Source organism: Schaalia dentiphila ATCC 17982 (assembly GCF_000154225.1).
In the GTDB taxonomy this organism is placed as follows: Bacteria; Actinomycetota; Actinomycetes; order Actinomycetales; family Actinomycetaceae; genus Pauljensenia; species Pauljensenia dentiphila.
Map to the genome: position 1 here is coordinate 2,263,386 of NZ_DS264586.1, position 22,692 is coordinate 2,286,077.

Annotated in this window: 18 protein-coding genes; 6 read left to right on the plus strand and 12 right to left on the minus strand. The window is 66.4% G+C overall.

Annotated elements, in window-relative coordinates; genetic code table 11:
* Positions 1-16: 16 nt before the first annotated feature.
* Positions 17-3,202 carry a UrvD/REP family ATP-dependent DNA helicase gene (locus ACTODO_RS09655; RefSeq protein ID WP_034512458.1) on the minus strand — a complete coding sequence of 1,062 codons (3,186 nt, stop codon included), beginning with the start codon at positions 3,200-3,202 and terminating at the stop codon, positions 17-19.
* Between the two features lie 78 nt (positions 3,203-3,280).
* Between ACTODO_RS09655 and ACTODO_RS09660 the strand changes: the two genes are divergently transcribed.
* Entirely contained in the window at positions 3,281-3,508 is a 228-nt protein-coding gene (locus ACTODO_RS09660; RefSeq protein ID WP_003793395.1) for a DUF3107 domain-containing protein, read from the plus strand.
* 85 nt (positions 3,509-3,593) lie between these two features.
* On the opposite strand, the gene ACTODO_RS09665 is transcribed toward ACTODO_RS09660, so the two are convergent.
* Positions 3,594-4,223, minus strand: a complete 630-nt coding sequence (locus tag ACTODO_RS09665; RefSeq protein ID WP_034512460.1) for a ferritin-like fold-containing protein — start codon at positions 4,221-4,223, stop codon at positions 3,594-3,596.
* 254 nt (positions 4,224-4,477) lie between these two features.
* Between ACTODO_RS09665 and ACTODO_RS09670 the strand changes: the two genes are divergently transcribed.
* A complete protein-coding gene (locus ACTODO_RS09670; protein WP_003793399.1) occupies positions 4,478-6,223 on the plus strand; it encodes a DEAD/DEAH box helicase in 1,746 nt (581 codons plus the stop codon).
* A 641-nt stretch (positions 6,224-6,864) separates the two neighbouring features.
* Here ACTODO_RS09670 and ACTODO_RS09675 read toward each other — a convergent pair.
* From ACTODO_RS09675 to ACTODO_RS09700, 6 genes are all read right to left on the minus strand, one after another.
* Positions 6,865-7,791, minus strand: coding sequence for an AlbA family DNA-binding domain-containing protein (locus ACTODO_RS09675; RefSeq protein WP_003793402.1), 927 nt, complete (start codon positions 7,789-7,791; stop codon positions 6,865-6,867).
* 201 nt (positions 7,792-7,992) lie between these two features.
* A complete protein-coding gene (locus tag ACTODO_RS09680; RefSeq protein WP_003793404.1) occupies positions 7,993-8,601 on the minus strand; it encodes a CPBP family intramembrane glutamic endopeptidase in 609 nt (202 codons plus the stop codon).
* 43 nt (positions 8,602-8,644) lie between these two features.
* Entirely contained in the window at positions 8,645-9,457 is an 813-nt protein-coding gene (locus tag ACTODO_RS09685) for a hypothetical protein (RefSeq protein WP_003793405.1), read from the minus strand.
* A complete protein-coding gene (locus ACTODO_RS09690) occupies positions 9,457-10,185 on the minus strand; it encodes an ABC transporter ATP-binding protein (protein ID WP_003793407.1) in 729 nt (242 codons plus the stop codon). The genes ACTODO_RS09685 and ACTODO_RS09690 overlap by 1 nt, the downstream gene beginning before the upstream one ends.
* A gap of 19 nt (positions 10,186-10,204) precedes the next feature.
* The gene (locus ACTODO_RS09695; RefSeq protein ID WP_003793410.1) at positions 10,205-10,567 is read right to left on the minus strand and encodes a GntR family transcriptional regulator; all 363 of its coding nucleotides are present in this window, start codon (positions 10,565-10,567) and stop codon (positions 10,205-10,207) included.
* 171 nt (positions 10,568-10,738) lie between these two features.
* Entirely contained in the window at positions 10,739-13,105 is a 2,367-nt protein-coding gene (locus tag ACTODO_RS09700) for a glycogen/starch/alpha-glucan phosphorylase (protein ID WP_003793412.1), read from the minus strand.
* A 391-nt stretch (positions 13,106-13,496) separates the two neighbouring features.
* On the opposite strand from ACTODO_RS09700, the gene ACTODO_RS09705 reads away from it, so the two are divergent.
* Positions 13,497-14,996: a hypothetical protein gene (locus tag ACTODO_RS09705; RefSeq protein ID WP_003793416.1), complete on the plus strand. Its 1,500-nt coding sequence runs from the start codon at positions 13,497-13,499 to the stop codon at positions 14,994-14,996.
* Between the two features lie 321 nt (positions 14,997-15,317).
* Here the strand turns inward: ACTODO_RS09705 and ACTODO_RS09710 are convergent, their stop codons facing one another.
* From ACTODO_RS09710 to ACTODO_RS09720, 3 genes are all read right to left on the minus strand, one after another.
* On the minus strand, positions 15,318-15,893 hold the full coding sequence (locus ACTODO_RS09710) for an LPXTG cell wall anchor domain-containing protein (RefSeq protein ID WP_003793417.1): 576 nt from the start codon (positions 15,891-15,893) through the stop codon (positions 15,318-15,320).
* Positions 15,894-16,094: 201 nt separating this feature from the next.
* Entirely contained in the window at positions 16,095-16,724 is a 630-nt protein-coding gene (locus ACTODO_RS09715; RefSeq protein WP_003793419.1) for a MarC family protein, read from the minus strand.
* The gene (locus ACTODO_RS09720; RefSeq protein ID WP_003793420.1) at positions 16,721-17,569 is read right to left on the minus strand and encodes a PHP domain-containing protein; all 849 of its coding nucleotides are present in this window, start codon (positions 17,567-17,569) and stop codon (positions 16,721-16,723) included. Before ACTODO_RS09720 ends, ACTODO_RS09715 begins: the two co-directional genes overlap by 4 nt.
* Before the next feature lie 237 nt (positions 17,570-17,806).
* Here ACTODO_RS09720 and ACTODO_RS09725 point away from each other — a divergent pair, with 237 nt between their 5' ends.
* From ACTODO_RS09725 to ACTODO_RS09735, 3 genes are all read left to right on the plus strand, one after another.
* Positions 17,807-19,267, plus strand: a complete 1,461-nt coding sequence (locus ACTODO_RS09725) for an amino acid permease (RefSeq protein WP_003793422.1) — start codon at positions 17,807-17,809, stop codon at positions 19,265-19,267.
* Between the two features lie 13 nt (positions 19,268-19,280).
* A complete protein-coding gene (locus ACTODO_RS09730; RefSeq protein ID WP_034512465.1) occupies positions 19,281-20,279 on the plus strand; it encodes an asparaginase in 999 nt (332 codons plus the stop codon).
* A 126-nt stretch (positions 20,280-20,405) separates the two neighbouring features.
* Positions 20,406-21,914 carry an aminopeptidase P family protein gene (locus ACTODO_RS09735; protein ID WP_003793428.1) on the plus strand — a complete coding sequence of 503 codons (1,509 nt, stop codon included), beginning with the start codon at positions 20,406-20,408 and terminating at the stop codon, positions 21,912-21,914.
* Between the two features lie 21 nt (positions 21,915-21,935).
* Here ACTODO_RS09735 and ACTODO_RS09740 read toward each other — a convergent pair whose 3' ends face one another.
* Positions 21,936-22,676: a general stress protein gene (locus ACTODO_RS09740; protein WP_003793430.1), complete on the minus strand. Its 741-nt coding sequence runs from the start codon at positions 22,674-22,676 to the stop codon at positions 21,936-21,938.
* Between the last annotated feature and the right edge of the window lie 16 nt (positions 22,677-22,692).

Genomic DNA, 22,692 nt, shown 5'->3' on the forward strand with positions numbered 1-22,692 from the left:
ACTGTCCTTTCCCACGTCACTCCACCACCTTGCGGCCGCGCTCGCGCGCCGGGCACAGCCGGTCGAATGAGCAGTATCGGCAGGCCTCCTGCGAGGGCCTCGCCTCGAAGTACGGGCCACGGGCGCTGAGTGCCACCTCGCGCACCGACTCGCGCCACCGCTCCAGCTCCTCGCCCTGGAGCGCAGGCTGATCGTAGATCTGTGGCTTGGAGCCGCCCAGCAGTGCGATGCGAGCCCCCGCGACCTTTTCGCCCGAGGCGAGCATGGCCATCTGGTAGGCGGCCAGCTGCGGGTTTTCTGCGACGCTGGCCTTCGTGTAACCGCTCTTACCGGTCTTCAGGTCAGTGACGCGAACGCCCTCGTCCACCTGCTCGAGTCGGTCCATCCGGCCCCGGATGGTCACGCCCTCAACCTCGGACGATACCGTCTGTTCCACCGTGACCTCACCGGGTACGCCGACGACGTAGGAGGCCAGGTTGTTCACGATCTCGCGCGCGTGGCGGTCGGAGACGCGACCAGCCCACGTGTCCAGGTTGTAGCCCAGCTCCTCGATACGCGCCTCCAGTGCCTCGGTGAGCTCCTCGGGGGTTCCGTGCGGATGCTCCTCGGCGACCGCGTGGACGAGGGTGCCGAGGCTGGCGGCCGCGTTCGACGGTGCATCGGCTCCGATCGTGGTGAGGAACCACCGCAGCGGGCATGCCAGCGCGCGTTCGAATTGCGACGGCGACAGGACGATCTGCCCGCGGTAGTCCTGCGCGCTGGTCGGCGTGCCACCCGCGCCCAGCCACCGGTGCGGCTGCGCGGAAGCAATCCCCTCGCGAGCCATGAGGGCCAGGAGGGTGGCGGCGAGCTGGGCGTCAGCCGGCTCGTCGGAGTTAGCCGCACGCGCCCGCAGGTCCGCGATGTGCCCGGACAGGGACAGCGGCGCCTCGACCGGATCCACCGGGACGATGTCGTTCTCTCGATGGGTGCCAGCCAGGTACGCCACCAGGTCGAAAAACACTGAGGGCGCCGCGTCCTCCGAGCGCACCGCGCCGGCGTGCACGATGCTGCGAGAGCGCGTCACAGCCGCGACGAAGAGGCGATACTCATCATCCAGCACCGCGCGACGGGCTGCTCTCGTCGAGTCGATGAGCTCCTCGCGCCCATCCTCTCCCACGGCGACACGGCCCGCGCCCACGTCCGCGAGGAGGTCAGCGCGCAGAATCCGGTCGCGCAGGCGCAGGTTCGGCCAGGCCCCGTCCTGCAGGCCCGCGAGGACGACGACCTGCCAGTGGCGACCCATCGCCTGCGCGGGGGTGAGGACCTCGACGCCGCCCGGGCGCACGCCCACGCGCGAAATCGTGTCGATGGGGACCGAGCCGGCCAGCAGCTCCGATGCGAAGCCCACGGCGGAGCCAGCGGGGTTGCGCTGCTCCCACACGTCGGCCACGCGCAGGAGTGCCACGACGGCGTCCAGCTGATCGTCGTACCAGCCCGACGAGTCATCCGACGCGATGGCCCGCGAGCGCCACTCGCCGGCCACCCCGGATGCCTCCCAGAGGGACCACAGGCGTTCCTGTGGGCGCACACTGCCGCTCATCCCCAGCTCCCACAGGCGCGCGGCGGTCTCGAGGGGCCGCGCGAGCATGGTGGCTGCGCGGGCGCGCTTGCCGCCCGCCTGCTCGGCCTGTTCGATGAACGGCCTCCACGTCTGCGGGTCACTGACGAGGTCGGCAGCCGTCAGCGGGATCGGCGCGGATTCGCCGCCCGCTTCCTCGGCAGCCTGGGCGCGCGCGGCGTTCAGGCGACGCAGCAGACGGTGGATGGCGAGGGCGTCGGCTCGCACGAGGGGCGAGGGCAGGAGGCGCTCGGCGAGTTCGCGGCGCTGGGCCACGTCCGTGTCGCTCGTCCCCGTCGGCATGGTCACCAGGTCCAGGAGCAGGCGCGTCGTCGGCTGGGTCGCGAAGTCGAAGGCACGTCCGCCGCCCGCGACGGGCACGCCTCCGCGCGCCAGATAGCGGCTAGTTTCGGCAACCATCGAGGAGCTGCGCACGATAACGACCTGATCCGAAAAGTCGATGCCGTCGTGCAGGTGGTGGGACCTGAGGGCTCGCGCGATGAGTGCCCCCATCTGCGAGGGAGTAGCGCCCAAGTGGGTGACCAAAGCGCCCTCAGGAGCGTCGTCCGCGACGCCGGCCTCGCGCCGGGCGGGCGAGCCGGACTGTGCGATGCGCGCGCATGCCTGGCGCGCCAGCTCGCGCACGGCACGGGACATGTCGTAGACCTGGCCGAGCTCCGCGATCTCGACACCAAGAGCACTGGCAAGCCTGCGGTCCAGGTGCGGCTCGCCGCCGCGATACCCAGCCACGGCCACATCGGAATCCGAGAAGGCAACGATCCGGGCACCCGCGCCGCGACAGGCTCGCAGCAGCCTCAGCGTCGAGGGCGTGCAATCCTGCAGGTCATCAACGATCACCACATCGGGCACCGGACACGGCGCCTGTACACCGCGCTTCGGCGCATCCTGCTCCCATGCGTCTATCAGATCGGCCGCGAGCGCCTGGATACGCGACAGGTCCACGCGCAGCGTGCGCGGATACTCCGGGGAACGCTCGTGCCCCTCCTCCAGCGCAGCAATAATCGCACCCGCGCCCTGCCACTCCGGACGACCGAACCGGGCCCCGGCCTCGGACAGGGAGGACGCGTCCATCCCGGCCTCGCCCGCGCGGGCCACCAGGTTGCGCAACTCCCCGCGGAAGGCCGGCATCGCGCGCATCTGCGGTCCAATGTCCTCGGGCCACGGTGCATCCACCGACTCCAGGGCCTCGGCGAGCATCTGGTCCTGGGCCGCGCCCGTCACCAGCTCCACGCCCTCCAAGGGCACGTCGCGCTGGGTGCGCCACGTAGCCACCACCTGATAGGCGAAAGAGGCAGGGGTACGCACCGGGCGCACCGCATCCGGACCAAGCGCCTGCGCGCGCGGGGTCAGCACGTCGGCACGCGTGCGATCGGGAGCGAGAATCAGCGCGGAGCGGCCCTGGGCGGCCGCCTCCTCAAACACGGCCAGGGCACACGTCGAGCGGCCCGAGGACGGGGCGCCGCGCGCAATCACGTCGCCCGAGCGCGCCGCGTCCACGACCGCACGCTGGTTCGCGTTCAGCTCCGGCAGACGCCACCAATCGGCGTTGCGGCTACGCAACCTGACCTTGATTTCGCTCATAACGCAATACTCCCAGACCCCACCCGCATCTGCGGCACATATGATGTCCATGACGATATTTACCAGCAAGGAGTCAACATGGAGATCTTCATCGGCATCCGCGACAACACGCGCCAGCTCGCCCTCGACGTCGACATGACCGAAAACGAACTCATGGCGAAGGTCAACGAGGCCCTCATCTCCGCCCACGGCGTCCTCGATATCACGGACACGAAGGGCCAGCGCACCCTCGTACCCGCACACGCCCTCGGCTACGTGCAGATCGCCAACAAGACCGAACGCCGCGTCGGTTTCGCAATCCACTGATTCGCGCCCAAACGAACGAGGCCGGGGAACCCGAGCGGTTGCGATACCGCCCGAGGAACCCCGGTCTCGTTTATACCCTGTGGCCTCAGGCCTTCAGGTGAATGTCCTTCATGCGCTCCCCGTGACGCTTGATCACGTACTCCGTGATCTCATCGACGTTCTCCGGGGACGCAGCCAGCGACGGGTAGGTGAACAGCGTCGCGCGCACCAGGCCGAGGGCCTCGCCCGCCACGCGGCGCCCCCACAGGGACAGGCGCGCAGACAGCTGCTCGTCAGCCTCGATCTGCGGGCCCAGGTGCGCGCGCACCCAGTGCCCCTGCTCGAATGGCCACACGTCCTCGATGCCCTCGAACAGGCCGTGCACCTTCGCGACGCGGATCAGCATGTCGCCCAGCATGCCGCGGGTAATGAACGTCTTGACAGCCCGCTCCGCGAACGTCGTCGGACGCGTGCGCGCATCCAGGTCGTCGTACGCTCCCGAGAACGCGTTACCGGCCGCCAGCAGATCAAAGCCGCGGTGCGCACTCCACACCTCAAGCTGCTGATAAAGCTTGAAGCACTGCGCGGCCATGCGCGCATGCTCCACGTGGGCCTCGAACGTAGGGGCCTGCTCACCATCCTTCGCCAGGCGCGTCATGAACGCGAGCGACGAATAGGCGAGAATACCAAGGACTTCGGCGTCGTCGGCGGGGACGGAATCAAACTCGTGTGCCATGACTCCAGCATAGTGCCTGACAAGCTCCACGGCCCGGCGCATGATTCCTACTTCTGTGCATTTGGTAGCCGTCTCTGTGACCAGCCCCTCCCCCGCGAACTCCTCACACACCATTACACTGAAAGGTGACCACCGGAAGACCGGTCGCATTCTTGACTACATAACACGTACGCGTGGACGAGAATCCCCGCCCCAGATAATGCGCGATCGGCACCGACCCCAACCCCGGAAAAGCCCGGGAGACAAGGTAGATCGTGACCAACACGAGCACTGAGGCAACTGTGCCCACCACCGACGTTGACACCACCGAGAAGGCCACCCCGGCCTCGTCCGTCGAATACTCCGCAGGCGTCGTCCGCCTCGGCAACATCAAGCCCGCAGCCCCCGAGGTCGAAGAGGCCACCCCGGACATTTCCGGCAAGGGCGAGGACCTCGACAAGAAGTCCTTCGCAGACTTCGGCGTCACCGACCCGATCGTCGACGCCCTCGAAGACCAGGGCATCACGCATCCCTTCCCGATCCAGGCCCTGACGCTTGGCCCCGCGCTGGAGCGCCACGACATCATCGGCCAGGCCAAGACCGGCACCGGCAAGACCCTCGGCTTCGGCATCCCCGTCCTCGAGGACGTCATCGCGCCCGACGAAGAGGGCTACGAGGACCTCCTCAACCCGAACAAGCCGCAGGCGCTCATCATCCTGCCGACCCGCGAGCTCACCAAGCAGGTCGCCCAGGACCTGCGCGAGGCCGCCAAGTACCTGTCGACCCGCATCGTCGAAATCTACGGCGGCGTCGCCTTCGAGCCCCAGATCGAGGCTCTCGAGCGTGGCGCCGACATCGTCGTGGGCACGCCCGGCCGCCTCATCGACCTGCTGCGTAAGGGCCACCTGCACCTGTCCGGCGTCGAGACCGTCGTCCTCGACGAGGCCGACGAGATGCTCGACCTGGGCTTCCTGCCCGACGTCGAAACGCTGCTCAGCCGCGTCCCCGAGAACCGCCACACCATGCTGTTCTCCGCGACCATGCCCGGCCCCGTCGTGGCCCTCGCCCGCCGCTTCATGGTCCAGCCGACCCACATCCGCGCGCAGGATCCCGACGACCAGAACCAGACCGTCAACACGGTCAAGCAGGTCATCTACCGCGTTCACGCCATGAACAAGGTCGAGGTCGTCGCCCGTATCCTCCAGGCGGAGGGGCGCGGCCGGACCGTCATCTTCTGCCGCACCAAGCGCACGGCTGCCCGCCTGGGCGAGGACCTGACCGCCCGCGGTTTCGCGGTCGGCTCGCTGCACGGCGACCTGGGGCAGGGCGCGCGCGAGCAGGCTCTGCGCGCCTTCCGTAACGGCAAGGTCGACGTCCTGGTCGCCACCGACGTCGCTGCACGAGGCATCGACGTCGACGACGTCACGCACGTCATCAACTACCAGTGCCCCGAAGACGAGAAGATCTACATCCACCGCATCGGTCGCACGGGCCGCGCGGGCAACTCGGGCACGGCCGTCACCTTCGTTGACTGGGACGATACGCCGCGCTGGTCGCTCATCTCCAAGGCCCTGGGCCTGGGTGTGCCGGATCCGCTCGAGACCTACCACACCTCCCCCCACCTGTTCACCGACCTGCATATCCCGGAGGGCACGACCGGTCGTCTGCCGCGCGCCAAGCGCACACGCGCCGGCCTGGATGCGGAGGTGTTGGAGGACCTGGGCGGTTCGTCTCCTCGCCGCGAGGGCCGAGGCCGTGGCTCGCGCGGCGGGTCCCGAGGCGCCTCTCGGGGTGGCCGTGGGCGTTCGGCGCGTTCGGGCGGCACTTCGGATTCAGCGCGCGGCTCTCGGTCGCGCGGTTCCCAGGACGGGGATCGCACGCTGAACGCCGGTAAGGGGGGTCGATCGGATCGCGGTACGCGTGGCCGTGGCCGCGGCGAGCACTCGCAGCATGCGGGTGAGGCGTCTGAGGGCGCGCCCCGCGCCCGCAAGCGCATCCGCCGCCGCAAGGGCGCCGAGTGAGGCTGTCAGCGTCGCACTGATACGACATGAGGAGGGGCCCGAGCCGAAAGGCTTGGGCCCTCCCCTGTTTTTTATTGTTCTCCGGCGCATCCCTGCTGTGGCATTGACGCACGTAGCTCCGGATCACGCACACGGGTGCGGTGAGCATGAGAGGCGTCCACGCCGACCCACGACCGTAGCCTGAGTCTGTCACTGACGCACTCCACGCCTGCAGCACTAGGTCCGCACGATAGACGCTGCACCAGCTATTGAAGCGCTACACCCGTTACGGGGCACTACACCCGAACAGAAGAGGTGTAATGCCTACGGATCGGGTGCAGTGCCCCCACGACAAGGGCAAAAGCGGGCTGCCCTGTGCCAACAGCTTGACAACGGTGCTCAGGCACTGCCACGAAGCTGTCGAAAACTCGGTGGAGCACCGCTCTGTCCCCCACATTCAGATACCACCGACCGGCGCACTGGCTCTATCCACCACCAGGTTGTCACCGGGAGGGGCCGATGCTCGGCTGCACTCCCTCATTGAGGTCATGCCTGCATCCCAGGAGGCTCCTCGCGCTGTCGGTGGGCTCACCTTCCGAAGTGAACGGCCGACACCTCCCGCTGCAGCATCCCTGCAAGAGCCTACCGAAGCCCCGTGCGGATCACTCCTCTTCCGACGCCGGCAAGATGCTCCTCTCGCGCTCGGTGAGAACCCGCTCGACGACGCCCGGCAGGCGCGTCGGCACTTCGCGGCGGCGCAGGGCGAGGAGGCGCACGCGCGTCCACGGGGAGACTCGCACGCTTTCGGGCCAGCGAGTTGAGACGTACTGGACCGCGTCCACCACCTCCAGGCGTCGCGTCGAATTGCCCACGCGCACCCACAACTCTGCTTCCCCCTTACCCTTGGGTCCCCTCAGATAAACGGGGCGGGGCGAAGGCGGGATGGTCACGCGGCACACATCTTGGCGTTCGTACCCATCCTGCGGGTCCGTGGCCTCGGCAAAGTCGAGCCTCGGCAGAGTGGCGGCATTGGTCCCCATTCGCTGGCCCCACAGGTCGCGGATCCACAGCTCGAAACGGTCAGCGTCCGGGGTCTTGAGGGTCGCATAGTCGGGGCCAAGCCCGATAAGCCGTCCCTCGTCGTCGACGCCGATGAGGAGAGTGCCGCCACCGGAGTTCATGAAGGCGGCGACGGTTTTGGCGATAACGGTCTCCATTGCATCGTCGCGTTTGCCGGAACGCATGTTCCAGCGGGCGCTCGACTTGAATTCGAGGGAGTCGGATTCGCCGTGCCTGGCAACCTCGGAGATGGGGTCGAGGCCGGGGCGCGGGTGCAGGTAGGCGGCGATCAGGGAAACAACGATGACGACGACGAGGGCAACCAGCGCGGCGACGCCGATCATCCCAGGTTTCCACAGGTCACCGGAGTCGAAGATCCAACCGGCGATCACCAAGCCACCCCACAGGCCGGCCAGGCCGGTCAGAGTTGCTGACGCGGTGGACATCGTCATGCGGTTCTTCAGGACCCGGCGCACTACGACGCCGATCAGCCACGCGATGAGGACCAAGACCTGCTGGATGAACACCATCCAGATCAGGTCCGGGCTCGCCGGGACGAATGAGCCGTTCGTTGGTTCCACGGGTGTCCTTTCGGGTTTCGACGCTTATCACTCCTAAGACATCATAGGAAACTGAACGAATCCTCAAAGCCCGGCGCACGTTCCCTCGAAGCCGCCCGCGCGCGCAGCGAAGCCCCGGCCAGCGGAGTCAACCGCCGGCCGGGACCACGCTCACCCCATGAGGTTGAACGCCGCCGCGGTTCCGACGAGCAGGTTCGCACTCGCGTGGAGCGTCCAGCCGGGCAGGATCGATCCCCCGGCCCCCTCCTCGTTGAGCCAACCGACGATCCATCCGCTGGCCCCCGTCAGGATCCCGATGGCGAGGAGCCGGATCGGGTTCGCGAAGGAGGCGAACATCGCGACATGCAGGATACCGAAGGCGATGGCCTGAGCGGCGTTGCCAGGGGCGAAACCCCACCTGGCGATGACCCGCTTGCCGAGGAAGCCCCGGAAGAATAACTCCTCGGCGAGGGAGGTCTGCACGATCGCGAAGAGCAGGACCGGGACGAGGCCGCCGAGGCCTCGCCCGGCGAAACGCGCGGCAGGCACGTCCCCCGACAGGGATTGGAGCAGCGCGGTTGAGGCCGCCCCGATCACCACCCACGCGAGGATGGCAACGCCGAGTCGCGCCCTTCTCCCGTCCCAGGTCGGCCAACGTAGACCGATCCAGGAGGCAAAGCCAACACTACGTCTGGCGGTGAATGCCCACCACGCGAACGGGATCACGAGGAACAGGCCGAGCTGGACGAAGGCGCTGATCACTGACGATAAGAGGAACATTGAAACCTCCTATGCTTGGCTCGCGCACGCGCGAGGACGGGCGCTAGCGCAGGGACGTGTGTTTCTCGATGGAACGAGAGGCCCACAGGCCCATGACCAGCGCAACCAGGGGCACGAGGACATAGGAGCCGGTGCCGATGACGTTCGGTTGCCCCTCGGTTCCCATCGTCGCCAGGTACGAGGTCCACATAATCTCGGTGGAGAAGTGTCCGTCGGTTGTAACAGACAGCGGAAGGAAGAACGTGCCAACCGTGGAAAGCACCTGGTTGACGATGTACAGCAGGACGAAACCGATGATGGGCGCGCCGAAACCCATGTGATTAAAGCGCCCTTCCGCGCCGATGGACATGACGGCACTACCCTGCACGAGCCACGACAACGACACGAGCACCTGCGCCACAATCATGATAGCGACGGTGGAGGTGGGAACTCCGGCTACGAGGGAACGCGGCCCGGCCGTATACTCAGCGAGGCTAATGCCGTCGCTCCACGCGGCGGCCGAAGCGACGGCGATAATTCCGCCGACGGCCAGGGCGAGAGCCAGGAGGCACTCGATCACCATCCGGGTGGTCTTCGCCCAGAAAATGGTCGTGCCGGAGACGGGCAGGCTCATCATGAAGTAGCCGCGCTGCCCGTACAGGGTCTTCCAGTAGTCGGCCATCGCCGCGATCGCGCAGGCGACCGGCGTGAGCGCACACAGGGCGTAGGCGAGGACAGCGGTGGAGCCGCTGATTCCCGGCAGCCCCGCGGCGACGATTCCCGACGCGGCGGCAATAGTGACGATGAACGCCCCGAAGGAGCGCGCGTCCGCGCGGTAACGCGAGCGAATCTCGTAGGCAAGTAGTTTGGCGTACATCAGCGGTATTCCTTCCGGAAGATAGCATCAAGGGAATCGCCGTGGGAGGCGCGCAGGTCGTCGGCGTCGCCTTGCAGGAGGACCTGCCCGTCCTTCATGAAGAGCGCATAGTCGACGAAGTGTTCGATGTCGGAGATGAGGTGGGTGGACATGATGAGCAGCGAGGCGGGGTCGAACTCGCGCAGGATGCCGTCGAGGATGACGTCGCGTGTGGCGGGGTCGACACCGCTGATGGGTTCGTCGAGGAGGAACACGCGGGCGCGCCGGGACATGACGAGGCTGATCTGGAGCTTCTCCCCCATGCCCTTGCTCATCTCGCCGAGGCGTCGGTCGGTGGGCAGTCCGAAGAAGTCGACCATCGAGGCCGCCTTGTCTGCGTCGAAGTCGGCGAAGAACGTGGAGTAGACGCGGATCGCATCCGCTGCCGTCCACTCGGTGTTCAGGAAGTCGGCGTCGGGCAGGTAGGAGACGATCTCCTTGGTGGCGACGCCGGGCGCATGCCCGTCGATGGTCACGGCACCCTCATAGTCGGAGAGGACTCCGGCGAGGATCTTGAGCAGCGTCGTTTTACCGCAGCCGTTAGGGCCCATGAGGCCGACGATGTGCCCGGAGTCCAGGCTCAGGCTGTAGTCGCGCAGGGCTGGGGTAGAGCGGTAGCTCTTCGTCAGGCCAGTGACCTGGACGAGGCCGGGGACAGCCGCGCTCGCGCCTGTGGGTTGGGTGGTCATGAGAGTATTTCCTCCTGGTTTACAGGTCCGCGTTCCAGCGTTCATCGACGAGGCCGTGGGCACCTTCAACATCGACGCCGAGGGATCGGCAGGCGCGGATGAAAGCGTCTGCTGCGGCGCGCGCATCCTCCTGGCGGAGGGCGTGGAGCGCCGTGTCGTCGGTGGCGACGAAACGCCCGGCAGTTCGCTTGGGGATCGTGAGCCCTTCCTCATCGAGGGCGGCGAGGGCTCGTTGGACGGTATTGGGGTTCGTTCCGGCCTCGATGGCGAGGTCTCGGACGGAGGGGATCTTCTCTCCCAGCTTCCACGTCCCGTTGGTGATGCGGGATCGGAAGGAGTCGGCGAGCTGGATCCAGATGGGGCGGGTGTCATCGATGCGCATCGATGCATCCCTCCTGTCTCTCTGTATTAATACACTAATACAATGACACAGATTCAGAATTGTGTCAACCCACTAATACACTTGGGTCGCGTGTCAATACCGATGCGCGCTCCCGAAACACAGGAAAGGCCCGGAACCTTGCGGTTCCAGGCCCTTCCCTACGCAAATACGTCAGGCGATCGGCTCACCCTCGATGTGCCACACATCGCGAGCGTAGTCGGAGATCGTGCGGTCCGAGGAGAAGCGGCCGGAGCGGGAGATGTTCGCCCACACGCGAGCGTTCCAGGCCTTCTGGTCGCGGTAATCGGCGGCCATACGGTCCTTGGTCTCGCGGTAGGAAGCAAAGTCACCCAGCACGTAGTACACGTCGGCGGGGTCGTAGCCGCCCTCGAGGATCGAGTGGCGGATGTCGTGGAACCAACCGGAGTTGGAGTCGTCGAGCGTGCCGTCGGTCAGGGCGTCGATGACGCGCTTGAGGCCGGGGACGTTCTCGTAGTGCCAACGGGGGTCGTAGTGGCGACGCAGCTCGGGCAGCTCATCGTCGGTCGCACCGAAGATGTAGGCGTTCTCATCGCCCACGGCCTCGAGAATCTCAACGTTCGCGCCGTCCAGGGTGCCCAGGGTGAGGGCGCCGTTCATCATGAACTTCATGTTGGACGTACCCGAGGCCTCCTTACCGGCCATCGAGATCTGCTCGGACACATCCGCGGCGGGGATGATGTGCTCAGCGGGCGAGACATTGTAGTTGTGAACGAAGACAACCTTGATGCGCCCATTGATGTCCGCGTCGTTGTTCACCAGCTCAGCGATAGCGTTGATGAGCTTGATGATCGCCTTGGCGCGGATGTAGCCGGGAGCGGCCTTCGCGCCGAAAATGAAGACGCGGTTGGGTGTGTCCAGCGTCGGGTCGTCCTTCATGCGGAAGTACAGGTCCAGGACGTAGAAGGCATTGAGCAGCTGACGCTTGTACTCATGCAGGCGCTTGATCTGGACATCAAAAATCGCATCGGGGTCAATCTCGACGCCCTCGCGCTCCTTGACCCACGCCGCGAAGTCGACCTTGTTGGCGCGCTTGATCTCGCCCAGGCGCTCAAGCACCTCGTCAGTGCCGGCCTCGGTAAACTTAGAGAGTTCCGTGAGGTCACGAACCCACGCGTCGGAGCCGGTCACCTCGTCGAGGAGGGCGGCCAGGCGCGGGTTGCACTGCTTGAGCCAGCGGCGCGGGGTCACGCCGTTGGTCTTGTTGTTGAAGCGCTCCGGCCAGATCGCGTACCACTCCTTGAGGGTGTCGCGCTTAATGATCTCCGTGTGGAGGGCGGCGACGCCATTGATGGAGTAGGAGCCGTAGCAGGCGATCCAGGCCATGCGCACGGTGTTGCCGGCGACGGGGGCCATGTAGTCGATCGTTGCCTGGTCGAGGCCACGCTCAGCCATATCGATGCGGAAGCGGCGGTCGATCTCGCGGACAATCTCGGCGATGCGCGGGAACAGGCGGTCGAAGATGTGGATGTCCCAGGTCTCCAGGGCTTCGGCGAGAACCGTGTGGTTCGTGTAGGCGAAGGTCTTGGAGACGACCTTCCAGGCATCTTCCCAGCCGAGGCCGTGCTCGTCCATGAGGATGCGCATGAGCTCGGGGATGGCGAGGACCGGGTGGGTGTCGTTGAGCTGGACGGCGTTGAACTCGTCGAAGCCGTTGAGGTCGGTGCCGTGGTGACGCACGTAGTTGGCGACGATTTCCTGCAGGGAGGCGGAGCAGAAGAAGTACTGCTGGCGCACGCGCAGGACCTTGCCCTCGAACGTGGTGTCATTGGGATACAGGACTCGGGAGATGTCCATAGTGCGCTCACGGTCGACGATGGCGTCGGTGAAGCGCTGGGAGTTGAAGGCGTCGTAGTCGAATTCCTCGATCGGCTCAGCCTTCCACAGGCGCAGGGTGCCCACGTTCTTGGTGCCGTAGCCGGTGATCGCGATGTCGTAGGGGACGGCGCGAACGGTCAGGTCAGCGTAGGAGACGATGCGTGCGCGCTCTTCGCGGCGAATGACGAAGGGATATCCCTCTTCCATCCACGGGTCCGGGTGCTCGGTCTGGAAGCCGTTGTCGAAGAGCTGCTTGAACAGGCCGTAGCGGTACAGGATGCCGTAGCCGCGCACGGGCAGGTCGAGGGTCGCGCAGGAGTCGAGGAAGCAGGCGGCGAGGCGACCTAGGCCACCGTTACCGAGGGCAGCATCAGGTTCCTCTTCGAGGACCTGGCCGAGGTCGAGGCCGTAAGCGGCGAGGGCTTCGCGAGCCTGCTCGACGAGGCCGAGGTTCGACAGGTTGTTGAGCAGGGCTCGGCCCATGAGGAACTCGGCGGAGAAGTAGTGTTCCTGACGACCCTTGGCGTAACGCTCCGTGGTGGCGGCCCAGTTATCGGCGATCTGATCAACGATTGCGGCGGACAGGCCCTGCCACACCTCCATCAGGGTCGAATCTTCAACGGGGCGTCCAGAGGTCGCGCGCACATGAGAGGGCAGCGACTGCGTCAGATCCAGCGTCATACGATTTCCTTTTTTGTAACTGCGCCGTGCCCGCCGCGGGGGCGAGCGCCCCAGGGTGGGGCTGGCCTCAATTCTAGAGGGTAGCGATTAACCACCACGATTCCATGCGCTGGCACGGGTCTGGGAGAAACCCCACCCTCAGCCACGTGACGGAGCACACCCGCCACATTGACTCTAAGACTAAAGACCCAGGTTGTCACCAACAAACACCAGCGAAAATAACCCCACCTGCAGCAAGTTGCGAAATACTCCTTCAATGATTTTTCGCAAACGTGAGACACGGTCAGTGTTCATGGACTAAGGTTTTCATGTAACCAATGCTGACCGGGCTAACAACAGCCCACACGGCCAGTGTTCTTGAGACTGAATCACCTTCAACACGAGGAATACGATGAAACTGACGCATAGGTTGACCATCACGACGGCTCTGAGCGCCACGCTCGCGACCGCCCTGATCGCAGGCCCGGCAATGGCTTCTCCTACCGAAGAGAACAAGCCCACCGGTCCCACGATTGCCAACGGCGACAACTCGACCGCGTGCCGCGCGAACTGGACCGCCTCGGCGATCCTCGACACGGACATCCTGGCCCACCACCCCGAGCTTGTATCCGCCGACGCAATCACCCGCAACGCCGACGGCACCATCAACAAGGTCGCCACCGGCTCGAACAACGGCTACACCTCGAAGGTGTCCGCCCTGTTCAATAACGACTCCTACACGGCACCGGGCATGTTCGAGGCCAACCACTGGATCTCCGGATCCCAGCAGAACTGGCGCTTCCCCGTCGCCACCAAGACCAAGCTGGCCGCCGGCACGACGATCACCGTCGACCTGCCCGACGACATGACCAACACCGTCTTCACCGGAAAGCTCGAGACCCGCGCAGGCCTGAACGCCTTCATGCAGGCATGGGGCGGCCAGGCCGCCACCTACACGTGGAACGACGGCGACTTCACGGCCACCCTGACCGACGCGGCGAAGAACATCTGGACCATCACGCTGAACAAGGGCCTCGAAGCCAACACTGGCACTGTCTTCCAGTTCACGGGCACCTTCCCCGAGGGGGCCGAGTCCTCGACCGCTACCGCGACGCTGACCGGTGCCCAGTTCCCGGCCGACGGCGCGGTGTGCGGCGACCTGCCCACCCCTGAAACCCCCGAGCTCACCAAGTGCCAGGTCACCACGGTGGACCGCACCGTGTGGAGCCCCTACTCGCGTGACATCAACGAGCGCTCGAAGTACTCCAGCTCCTGGGGTTCGGATGAGCCCAAGTGGGGCGAAGCCAACGCCGATGGCTGGTTCGTCGCCACCGGTACCGACCCAAAGGTCGGCGACTCGCGCACCCTGCGCCTGTACGGCGCCACCCACAAGGACCTCACCAACGCGACGCTGACGATCAAGGCCATCCAGGGCCTGAAGTTCGACGCCTCCACGATCAACACGATCTCCAACCCCGGCGCTGGCGCGCTCAAGGGTAACGGCTTCACGAACACCGTCGAGGGCCTGGGCGAGATCAAGGTCAGCGAGGACGGCAAGACCATCACCGTCACGATCAAGCACATGCCGGCAAACTCCGCCTTCTCCTTCAACATTAACGGCATCCTGACCGGCGAGACTCTCGAAGGCTCCCCGATCCTGGCCCCGATCGTCCTGCACAACTGGCTGACCGGCACGGACAGCGAGTGCACGGTTCCCACCGAGGAGCCGACCACGCCGGCGCCGTCGGATTCCCCGACGCCCGAGCCGACGACCCCCACTCCCACCCCGTCCGCAACCCCGAGCGGCAACCTCGCTCGCACGGGCGCTGACACCCCGATGCTGGCCGGTGCGGCCATCATGGCTGGACTGGCAGGCCTGGGAGCTCTGGCTCTGCGCCGTCGCCAGCGCTGACGGATCATCCCCCGCAAGGTGCGCCCCTGCGGGGGGCACGCTCCGCAGGGGCGCATAACAGGAAAGTGGCACCCCTCAATGGAGCGGTGCCACTTCCCATCACCGGTTCATCATGAGGGCTCAATTCATGGTGACTTTCGGTAGTTCCATTATGCATGTGATGCACGCATCATTTCAAGGCGAAACGATGACTTTTCGGTGCAAATTCGCGGTTTTTTGCTGCACGTTCGTGCACAACTATCGCGTGATCTGCGCAAACTAGACAAAACGCGGGCCCGCTCGGATCGAGCGGGCCCGCTTTATTTGTCAGGCGAAGATGCCTCAGTGGCGCTTGCGAGCAACCACGAGGGTCACGCCACCGGCCAGCGCGATAACGCCAGCGCCAGCGGCGATCGAAGCGACGGAGCCGGTGTTGGCCAGCGTCGGGTTCGAGGCGGCGGGGGAGCCGACCGGGGCGTTCGTGTTACGGATACCGCCACGAGCAGAGACGGGGGCCGGGCCGTTGCCGGTGGAGATCTGGCCGCGGGTGGTCACGCCGGTGGTGCCGACGGGGCCCGAAGCGGCGCCAGCACCACCCTGATCGGCGGCGGGAGCCTGGTCGACAGCGGGGGTCGAGGGCTCAGGCTGGCTCGGCTGCGGGTCCTGGCTCGGCTCCGGATCCGGCGTGCTCGGAGGCTGGGGCATGCCCGAGGGCTGGGGATCAGGCTGCGGGGCATCGTTGTTGTCCGCGCCGTTGCCGGGGGCCGGAGAGGTGGTCGGGGCGGCGGTGGGACCCGGAGCCGGGTTCGCGGACTGATCCGGCGCGGGAGTCTCGGAGGCGAAAGCAACGCCGGCCGAAGCGGCGATCAGGCCGAGGGCCGCGGTGGCGGCAAGCAGAGACGAGGTCGTCTTCTTCATTGTTTCTCCTGGAAGGAATGTGGTGAGGGATGAATGCGCGACCCTGACCAGTGCGGACTGTGTCGCGTCACGGCGTTCTCTCCCACCCTACAACACCTCCTGACCATTACGCATATATTTCCACATATCACCCGTCTACGAGTCGCACCCCACTATTTCTCAGGACTTTCATCGGCTCCACCACGCGGAAAAACAACCAGTTCAGGACAGCTTAGCGGTCGCAATGAACTGGAAAATGCCCTCCATGATGAGTTGTGTCGCAATGGCGGCCAGCAGCAGGCCGGAAATCTTTGTCAGCAGCATGATGCCACCGGGCCCCAGGAGCCGGGACAGCATCAGGGAGAAACGCATCGTCAGCCACATGACGACGTGCGCCAGTATCACAGCGACGATGACTGCGATCCACGAGCCCACGTTCGTGCCGGCCTGTCCGACGGCCACCATGACAGCGACGATCGAGCCGGGGCCCGCCAAGAGCGGAGTACCCAGCGGCACGAGCGCGACGTTCACGCCCTCGTCCCCCGTGTCTGGTGTCGATGAGTCGGTGCCCATGAGGAGCTCCATGGCGACCAGGAAGAGCAGGACGCCGCCGGAGAGCTGAAGGGCCTCCATCGAAATGTGCAGGAAGCGCAGGATCTGCCCGCCCAGGATCGCGAAGGTCAGGATGACACCGAAGGACACGGATGTCGCCTGGATAGCGGCCCTGCGCTGCTTGACCTGAGAGTATCGCGAGGTCAGCCCCAGGAAGATCGGCACGGTGCCGACCGGGTCCATAATGACCGTCAGCGTCGCGAAGGCGGTCGCAAAAAGAGTGACGTCGAACAGACTCACGGCTCGACCACCTCGATGGTGCCCTGCGCGATGACCTCGGCGATCACCTGCGGGTCCGTCGTGTTTTCGCCGATACGGTTCGGCTTGCCCGTCCCGTGGTAGTCGGAGGAGCCGAACATCGCCAGACCCATCTCGCGGGCCATGCGCTCGACGTCGGCGCGATCCTCAGGCGCGTGGTCGCGGTGGTCGCGCTCGATGCCGAAGAGTCCCGCCTCCGCCATGTCGGCGATGACGGCCTCGGGCAGCAGGCGCTGACGCTTGCGAGCACGGGGGTGGGCCAAGACCGGCACTCCCCCGGCCTTCCGCACGCAGCGCACGGCCTCGACCGGGTCGGGCGCCCAGTGGTGCACGTAGTAGGGGCCCGACGGGTGCAGGGCCTGAACGAAGGCAGCGCTGCGATCGGGGAAGGCACCGGCGGCGACAAGCGCATCGGCGATGTGCGGGCGCCCCACGGGGCCGCCCTCGGGCGCGAAGGCGAGCACGTCGTCCAACGTGATCGGGTAGTCGGCGGACAGGTTCTCGACCATGCGCGCGGCGCGCGTCTCGCGGTCCTCGCGCGTGCGTCGGAAATTATCGACGAGGCCGGGGCTGGCCGGGTCGAAGAGGTACGCCAGGAGGTGCACGGTAATCCCCGAGGACGAGCACGACATCTCAGCGCCCCGGATGAGGCTCACGCCGGTGTCCGCGACAGCGGCCGCGGCCTCGTCCCATCCGATCGTCGTGTCGTGGTCCGTCAGCGCGATGGTGTCCAGCCCGGCCTGCGCGGCGATAGCCAGGAGCTGCGCGGGCGTATCCGTCCCGTCTGAATACGCGCTATGAGTGTGGGGGTCAATTCGCTTCACCATTTGAGATTACCCCATTAGTCCCATCACACAACCGCGCGGGCGAACAACACCCGCGAGCGCCAGGAGGTCTCTCCAATGACCCGGTTTTGGCTTGTCTCGACCGCATTTTCTGCACGTTCTCCCGTTTCGAAGCCGCCGTTTTGACCACCGTCCCACCTGCAGCGACGATCCGTCGACTATAGGAAACTGGCAGTAAGCGGCCATTTGGCCTCCCTCAACACCGATTGGAGTACACGCGTGTCTGACAAGGATCAGACCCAGGTGTCCACCGCGACCGACGCAGGAGACGCCGGGTACAACAAGGCTTTGAAAAACCGACACATCCAGATGATCGCCATCGGCGGCTCGATCGGCACCGGCCTGTTCCTGGGTGCCGGCGGCCGCCTGGCTCAGGGCGGCCCCGCGCTGGCCTTCGCCTACGCGGTGTGTGGCGTCTTCGCGTTCCTGATGGTCCGGGCCCTCGGCGAGCTCGCCGTACGCCGTCCATCCTCGGGCGCATTCGTGTCCTACGCCCGCGAGTTTCTGGGCGAGAAGGGTGCGTTCGTCACCGGCTGGTTCTTCTTCCTGGACTGGGCGGTCACGGTCATGGCCGATATCACCGCGGTGGCGCTGTACATGCACTACTGGTCGATGTTCGAGTCCGTCCCGCAGTGGGTCATCGCCCTCGTCGCGCTCGCCCTGGTCTTCGTCCTCAACATGATGAGCGTCAAGGCCTTCGGCGAGGCAGAGTTCTGGTTCGCGATGATCAAGGTCGCGACGATCCTCATCTTCATGGGCGTGGCAATCTGGGCGATCATCACTCAGGCTCACGTCGGCGAGTACACCGCGGGCCTCCACAACATCTCCGAGTCCGGTGGTTGGTTCCCCGAGGGCCTGGCCCCCGTCTTCGCGCTCACGCTGGGCGTCGTCTTCGCCTTTGGCGGCACCGAGATGGTGGGCGTCGCGGCGGGCGAGGCCAAGGACGCCGCGACGATCCTGCCCAAGGCCATCAACTCGATGGTCGTGCGTATCTTCTTCTTCTACGTCGGCTCTGTCGTTCTCTTCGCCCTGGCGCTGCCCTACAACGCATACTCCTCGAATGAGTCACCCTTCACGACGTTCTTCTCCGGCCTGGGCGTGCCCCACGCGGGCGACATTATCCAGGTCGTCGTCCTGACCGCCGCCCTCTCCTCGCTCAACGCCGGCCTGTACGCGACCGGCCGCACGCTGCGCTCGATGGCGCTCGTGGGCGAGGGCCCGCGCTACGCCGCTCGCCTCAACAAGAACCACGTCCCCTACGGCGGCATCATCATCACCGCGTCGCTCGGCCTGCTGGGCGTCCTGCTCAACGCCTTCGTTCCGGAGAACGCCTTCAACATCGTCATGGACCTCGCGGGTATCGGCATCGCCGGCACCTGGGCAATGATCCTCATCTCGCACCTGGCGTTCCTGCGCAAGGTCAAGCGCGGCGAGGAACAGCGCCCCGAGTTCCGCATGCCCGGCGCCCCCTACACCAACTACCTGGCGCTGCTCTTCTTCGCGGTCGTCGTGGCTTCGAACGTGACCTCCGAGTCGGGCCGTTGGACCCTCGCGCTCTTCGCCGTGATCGTCGTCCTCATGGTCGCCGGCTGGTACTACGTGCGCGGGCGCGTCGGCAACCTGACCGACGAGGCCGCCGCCTCGCTGCAGGGCGAGGAAACCCTGGTGGCGGGCGACTGAGAAAGGACGAACAGTGCGTCTTCACGTCACGTATGCCGGTGGCACCATCGGCATGGTCGACTCCCCCGAGGGTCTGCGCCCCGGCGCTGACCTTCAGGGATGGTTCGGCTCACAGCTGGAGGGCATCGAGCTGGCCTCGAACATCACGATGTCGACGCTGGACCCGCTCATTGACTCCTCGGAGGCCACCCCCGAGGACTGGCAGGCCATCATCAACGACATCAACGCGCATGCGGACGAGGCCGACGCCTTCCTGGTCCTGCACGGCACAGACACGATGGCTTACTCGGCCGCGGCCCTGTCCTACGCTTTGGCGAGCATGGGCAAGCCGGTCGTCCTGACCGGGTCTCAGTACCCGCTTGGCGTCGTCGGCTCGGATGCGTCCGCGAACGTCACGGGCGCCCTGCGCGCTGCAATTTCGCATCGCGCCCGAGGCGTCATGCTGTTCTTCGGGCACAAGCTCCTGGCCGGCAACCGCGCCACCAAAACCTCGTCGTGGGCGTTCCGCGGATTCGAGTCGCCCTCCGTGTCCCCCATGGCGCGCACGGGCGCACCGTGGCGCTGGTACGAGGCGCCGAGCACGGGCACCGGCTGGCAGGATCCCAGCCCGTACAAGCGCCAGGATGTCGCCGTCATCGACGTGGTGCCCGGTATGAGCGCCGCGCGGCTGCGCGCCATGACGACGCCCCACCCGGATGCGGTCATCCTGCGCACCTTCGGTGTGGGTAACATCCCCGCCTCCGAGCCCGGCCTCGTGGATGTCCTGGCCGAGCTCACGCAGGCCGAGGTGCCGATCATCGTCGCCTCCCAGTGCTACCAGTCCGAGGTCATGCTCGGCCACTATGAGGCCGGCAACGCCCTGGCCCAGCTGGGCGCGATCGGCGCGCACGACATGACGCTCGAGGCCCTCTACGCCAAGACCGTCTTCCTGCTCTCGCAGGGCAAGCGCGGCGCGGACTTCAAGCGCTGGATGGACCTGTCCATCGCGGGAGAGCTCACCCTCCAGGACTGAGCCTCTTGCACCCGACACAGCCCCGGCCTCGTTCCCGGCGCAGCGCGCGCCACCTGGGAGACGAGGCCGGGGTTTGTCATGTCTTTCGCGCCCGTGAGCGCACAACGCGTGCGTAGAATAGCACCCATGAGTGAAGAAGCTACACAGTCCATGGCCGATCGCGGCGATAACCGCTCTCGTCAGCCCCAGTCCTCCGCTTTCCGCGACTTCATCGGCTCCGGTTGGGGACCTCGTCCCACCGAGCTTCCCGCGCGCGAGCGCGTCGCCGATTTCCTGAATGACCGCACCCTCAAGGCCGGTGCCCCGTTTCCGGGCGAGCGCCTCGTCGTCCCCGCGGGCCCCTACAAGGTCCGCTCGAACGACTGCGACTATCGTTTCCGCGCGCACTCCGCCTTCGCGCATCTGTCGGGCCTGGGCGGCGAGAAGGAACCTGACACGGTCCTGGTGCTCGAGCCGAACGACGATGGTACCCACACTCCTCTGCTCTTCTTTAAGCCCCGCGCCTCGCGTTCCTCCAAGGAGTTTTACGCGGACGCCCGCTACGGCGAGTTTTGGGTGGGCGCACGCCCCTCGCTCGAGGAGCTAAGCGCACAGACCGGCCTGGAGACCCGCCACATCGACACGCTGCGCGACGCGCTGGCGAAGGACGCCGGGACCGTGCAGCTGCGCATCGTGCGCGGCGTCGACGCCAACGTCGAGGCGATGGTGAACGAAGTGCGTTCCCAGGCCGGGCTGCCCGCAGGCGAGGAGGCCCGCGAAGACGACGAACGTCTCGAGGAACGCCTGTCCGAGATCCGCCTGACCAAGGATGCGTTCGAGCTCGAGGAGATGGTGCGAGCCGTCGAGGTGACCAAGGCCGGTTTCGAGGACATCATCCGTATCCTGCCTCGCGCTGTCGGCCACCGCCGTGGCGAGCGCGTCATTGAGGGCGCATTCCGAGCGGTCGCCCGCGAAGAAGGCAACGGCGAAGGCTACGAAACCATCGCCGCTTCGGGCAACCACGCGAATACCCTGCACTGGATCGACAACGATGGCGAGGTGCGCGAAGGCGACCTGGTGCTCGTCGACGCCGGCGTCGAGGTCGATTCCCTCTACACCGCCGACATCACGCGCACCCTGCCCGTCAACGGTCGCTTCACCGAGGTCCAGGCGCGCGTCTACCAGGCCGTCCTCGACGCGTGCGAGGCCGCCCTGGCCCGCGCCAACGAGCCGGGCTGCCGCTTCAAGGACGTGCACGACGCGGCCATGCGCGTCATCGCCACGCGCCTGCACGAGTGGGGCATCCTGCCCGTCACCCCGGAAGAGTCCCTCGCCCCCGAGGGCCAGCAGCACCGCCGTTGGATGCCACACGGCACCAGCCACCACCTGGGCCTGGACGTGCACGACTGTGCGAAGGCGCGAGACGAGCTCTACAAGGGTGCGCTGCTCGAGCCGGGCATGGTCTTCACGATCGAGCCGGGCCTGTACTTCCGCGCCGACGACCTGCTCATCCCCGAGGAGTACCGCGGGATCGGCGTGCGCATCGAGGACGACGTCGTCGTGAACGCCGACGGCACCGTCACGCGCATCTCCGAGGACATCCCGCGCACGATCGCGGACGTTGAGGAGTGGATCGCCCGCGTGCAGTCCCGCTGAAATGCGGGCGCAGAGCTGAGGTTACGCCTCGGTCTGGTCCTTTTCGGGGGACGAGGCCGGGGCGTCCTCATGTGCGGACGCCGCGCTCTCGGGGCTGTTCGTCATAGGGGCCGAGGCATCGGGCGCGCTCACGGGGACGTCGGTCCGGGCGGACGTGTCCTCGGGCGTCTGGCGTCCACCGGGCACCTCCCCGTCCTTGGTCGCCGCGCCGAAGCGGGGGCGGCCGTCGGGGAAGAAACCAACGGAATCCTTCTGCGGGCGCGCCTGCTCCGTACGCGGGCGCACGACGCGCGCGCGGTTGCCGGGGGTGCGCTGCAGGATCTGGTAGGCGCGGTCAATGTCGGCCGAGGCCAGGACCGCGTAGCGCTGGGCGACAACCTGCTGGGAGGACACGAGGTCGCGGCTGCGTCCGCGAATGATGAAGGACAGAGCGGACAGAGCCATGCCGATCAGGGCGCCGACGATGATGCCGCCAGCGACCCACGTTCCCGTGCCACCCGCGCTCTGGCCAGCGGACATGAGCATGCCACCCAGGGCTCCCCACAGGCCGCCGCTGGAGGCACCCGAGAGGGAGGCGCGGGCGATCGTCAGGCGTCCTTTGACACGCTCGACGAGGTGCAGGTCGGAGCCAACAATCGTGATCGCGGAAACATCGAAGCCGGCATCCGACAGGAAGTCGATGCCCGCACGCGCCTGCGCGTAGGTCTCGTACGAGGCGACCTCGGTGCCCGTGGGCATCTGCGGGTCCATCACGACAGCCATTTCTTCTCCTTCGTCC

What these genes read in the sequence shown, in the direction of transcription:
- ACTODO_RS09655 (WP_034512458.1), bottom strand. Translation starts at nt 3,202, where the DNA reads ATGAGCGAAATCAAGGTCAGGTTGCGTAGCCGCAACGCCGATTGGTGG.
- ACTODO_RS09660 (WP_003793395.1), top strand. Translation starts at nt 3,281, where the DNA reads ATGGAGATCTTCATCGGCATCCGCGACAACACGCGCCAGCTCGCCCTC.
- ACTODO_RS09665 (WP_034512460.1), bottom strand. Translation starts at nt 4,223, where the DNA reads ATGGCACACGAGTTTGATTCCGTCCCCGCCGACGACGCCGAAGTCCTT.
- ACTODO_RS09675 (WP_003793402.1), bottom strand. Translation starts at nt 7,791, where the DNA reads ATGGTGTTCATCCAGCAGGTCTTGGTCCTCATCGCGTGGCTGATCGGC.
- ACTODO_RS09680 (WP_003793404.1), bottom strand. Translation starts at nt 8,601, where the DNA reads ATGTTCCTCTTATCGTCAGTGATCAGCGCCTTCGTCCAGCTCGGCCTG.
- ACTODO_RS09685 (WP_003793405.1), bottom strand. Translation starts at nt 9,457, where the DNA reads ATGTACGCCAAACTACTTGCCTACGAGATTCGCTCGCGTTACCGCGCG.
- ACTODO_RS09690 (WP_003793407.1), bottom strand. Translation starts at nt 10,185, where the DNA reads ATGACCACCCAACCCACAGGCGCGAGCGCGGCTGTCCCCGGCCTCGTC.
- ACTODO_RS09695 (WP_003793410.1), bottom strand. Translation starts at nt 10,567, where the DNA reads ATGCGCATCGATGACACCCGCCCCATCTGGATCCAGCTCGCCGACTCC.
- ACTODO_RS09700 (WP_003793412.1), bottom strand. Translation starts at nt 13,105, where the DNA reads ATGACGCTGGATCTGACGCAGTCGCTGCCCTCTCATGTGCGCGCGACC.
- ACTODO_RS09705 (WP_003793416.1), top strand. Translation starts at nt 13,497, where the DNA reads ATGAAACTGACGCATAGGTTGACCATCACGACGGCTCTGAGCGCCACG.
- ACTODO_RS09710 (WP_003793417.1), bottom strand. Translation starts at nt 15,893, where the DNA reads ATGAAGAAGACGACCTCGTCTCTGCTTGCCGCCACCGCGGCCCTCGGC.
- ACTODO_RS09720 (WP_003793420.1), bottom strand. Translation starts at nt 17,569, where the DNA reads ATGGTGAAGCGAATTGACCCCCACACTCATAGCGCGTATTCAGACGGG.
- ACTODO_RS09735 (WP_003793428.1), top strand. Translation starts at nt 20,406, where the DNA reads ATGAGTGAAGAAGCTACACAGTCCATGGCCGATCGCGGCGATAACCGC.
- ACTODO_RS09740 (WP_003793430.1), bottom strand. Translation starts at nt 22,676, where the DNA reads ATGGCTGTCGTGATGGACCCGCAGATGCCCACGGGCACCGAGGTCGCC.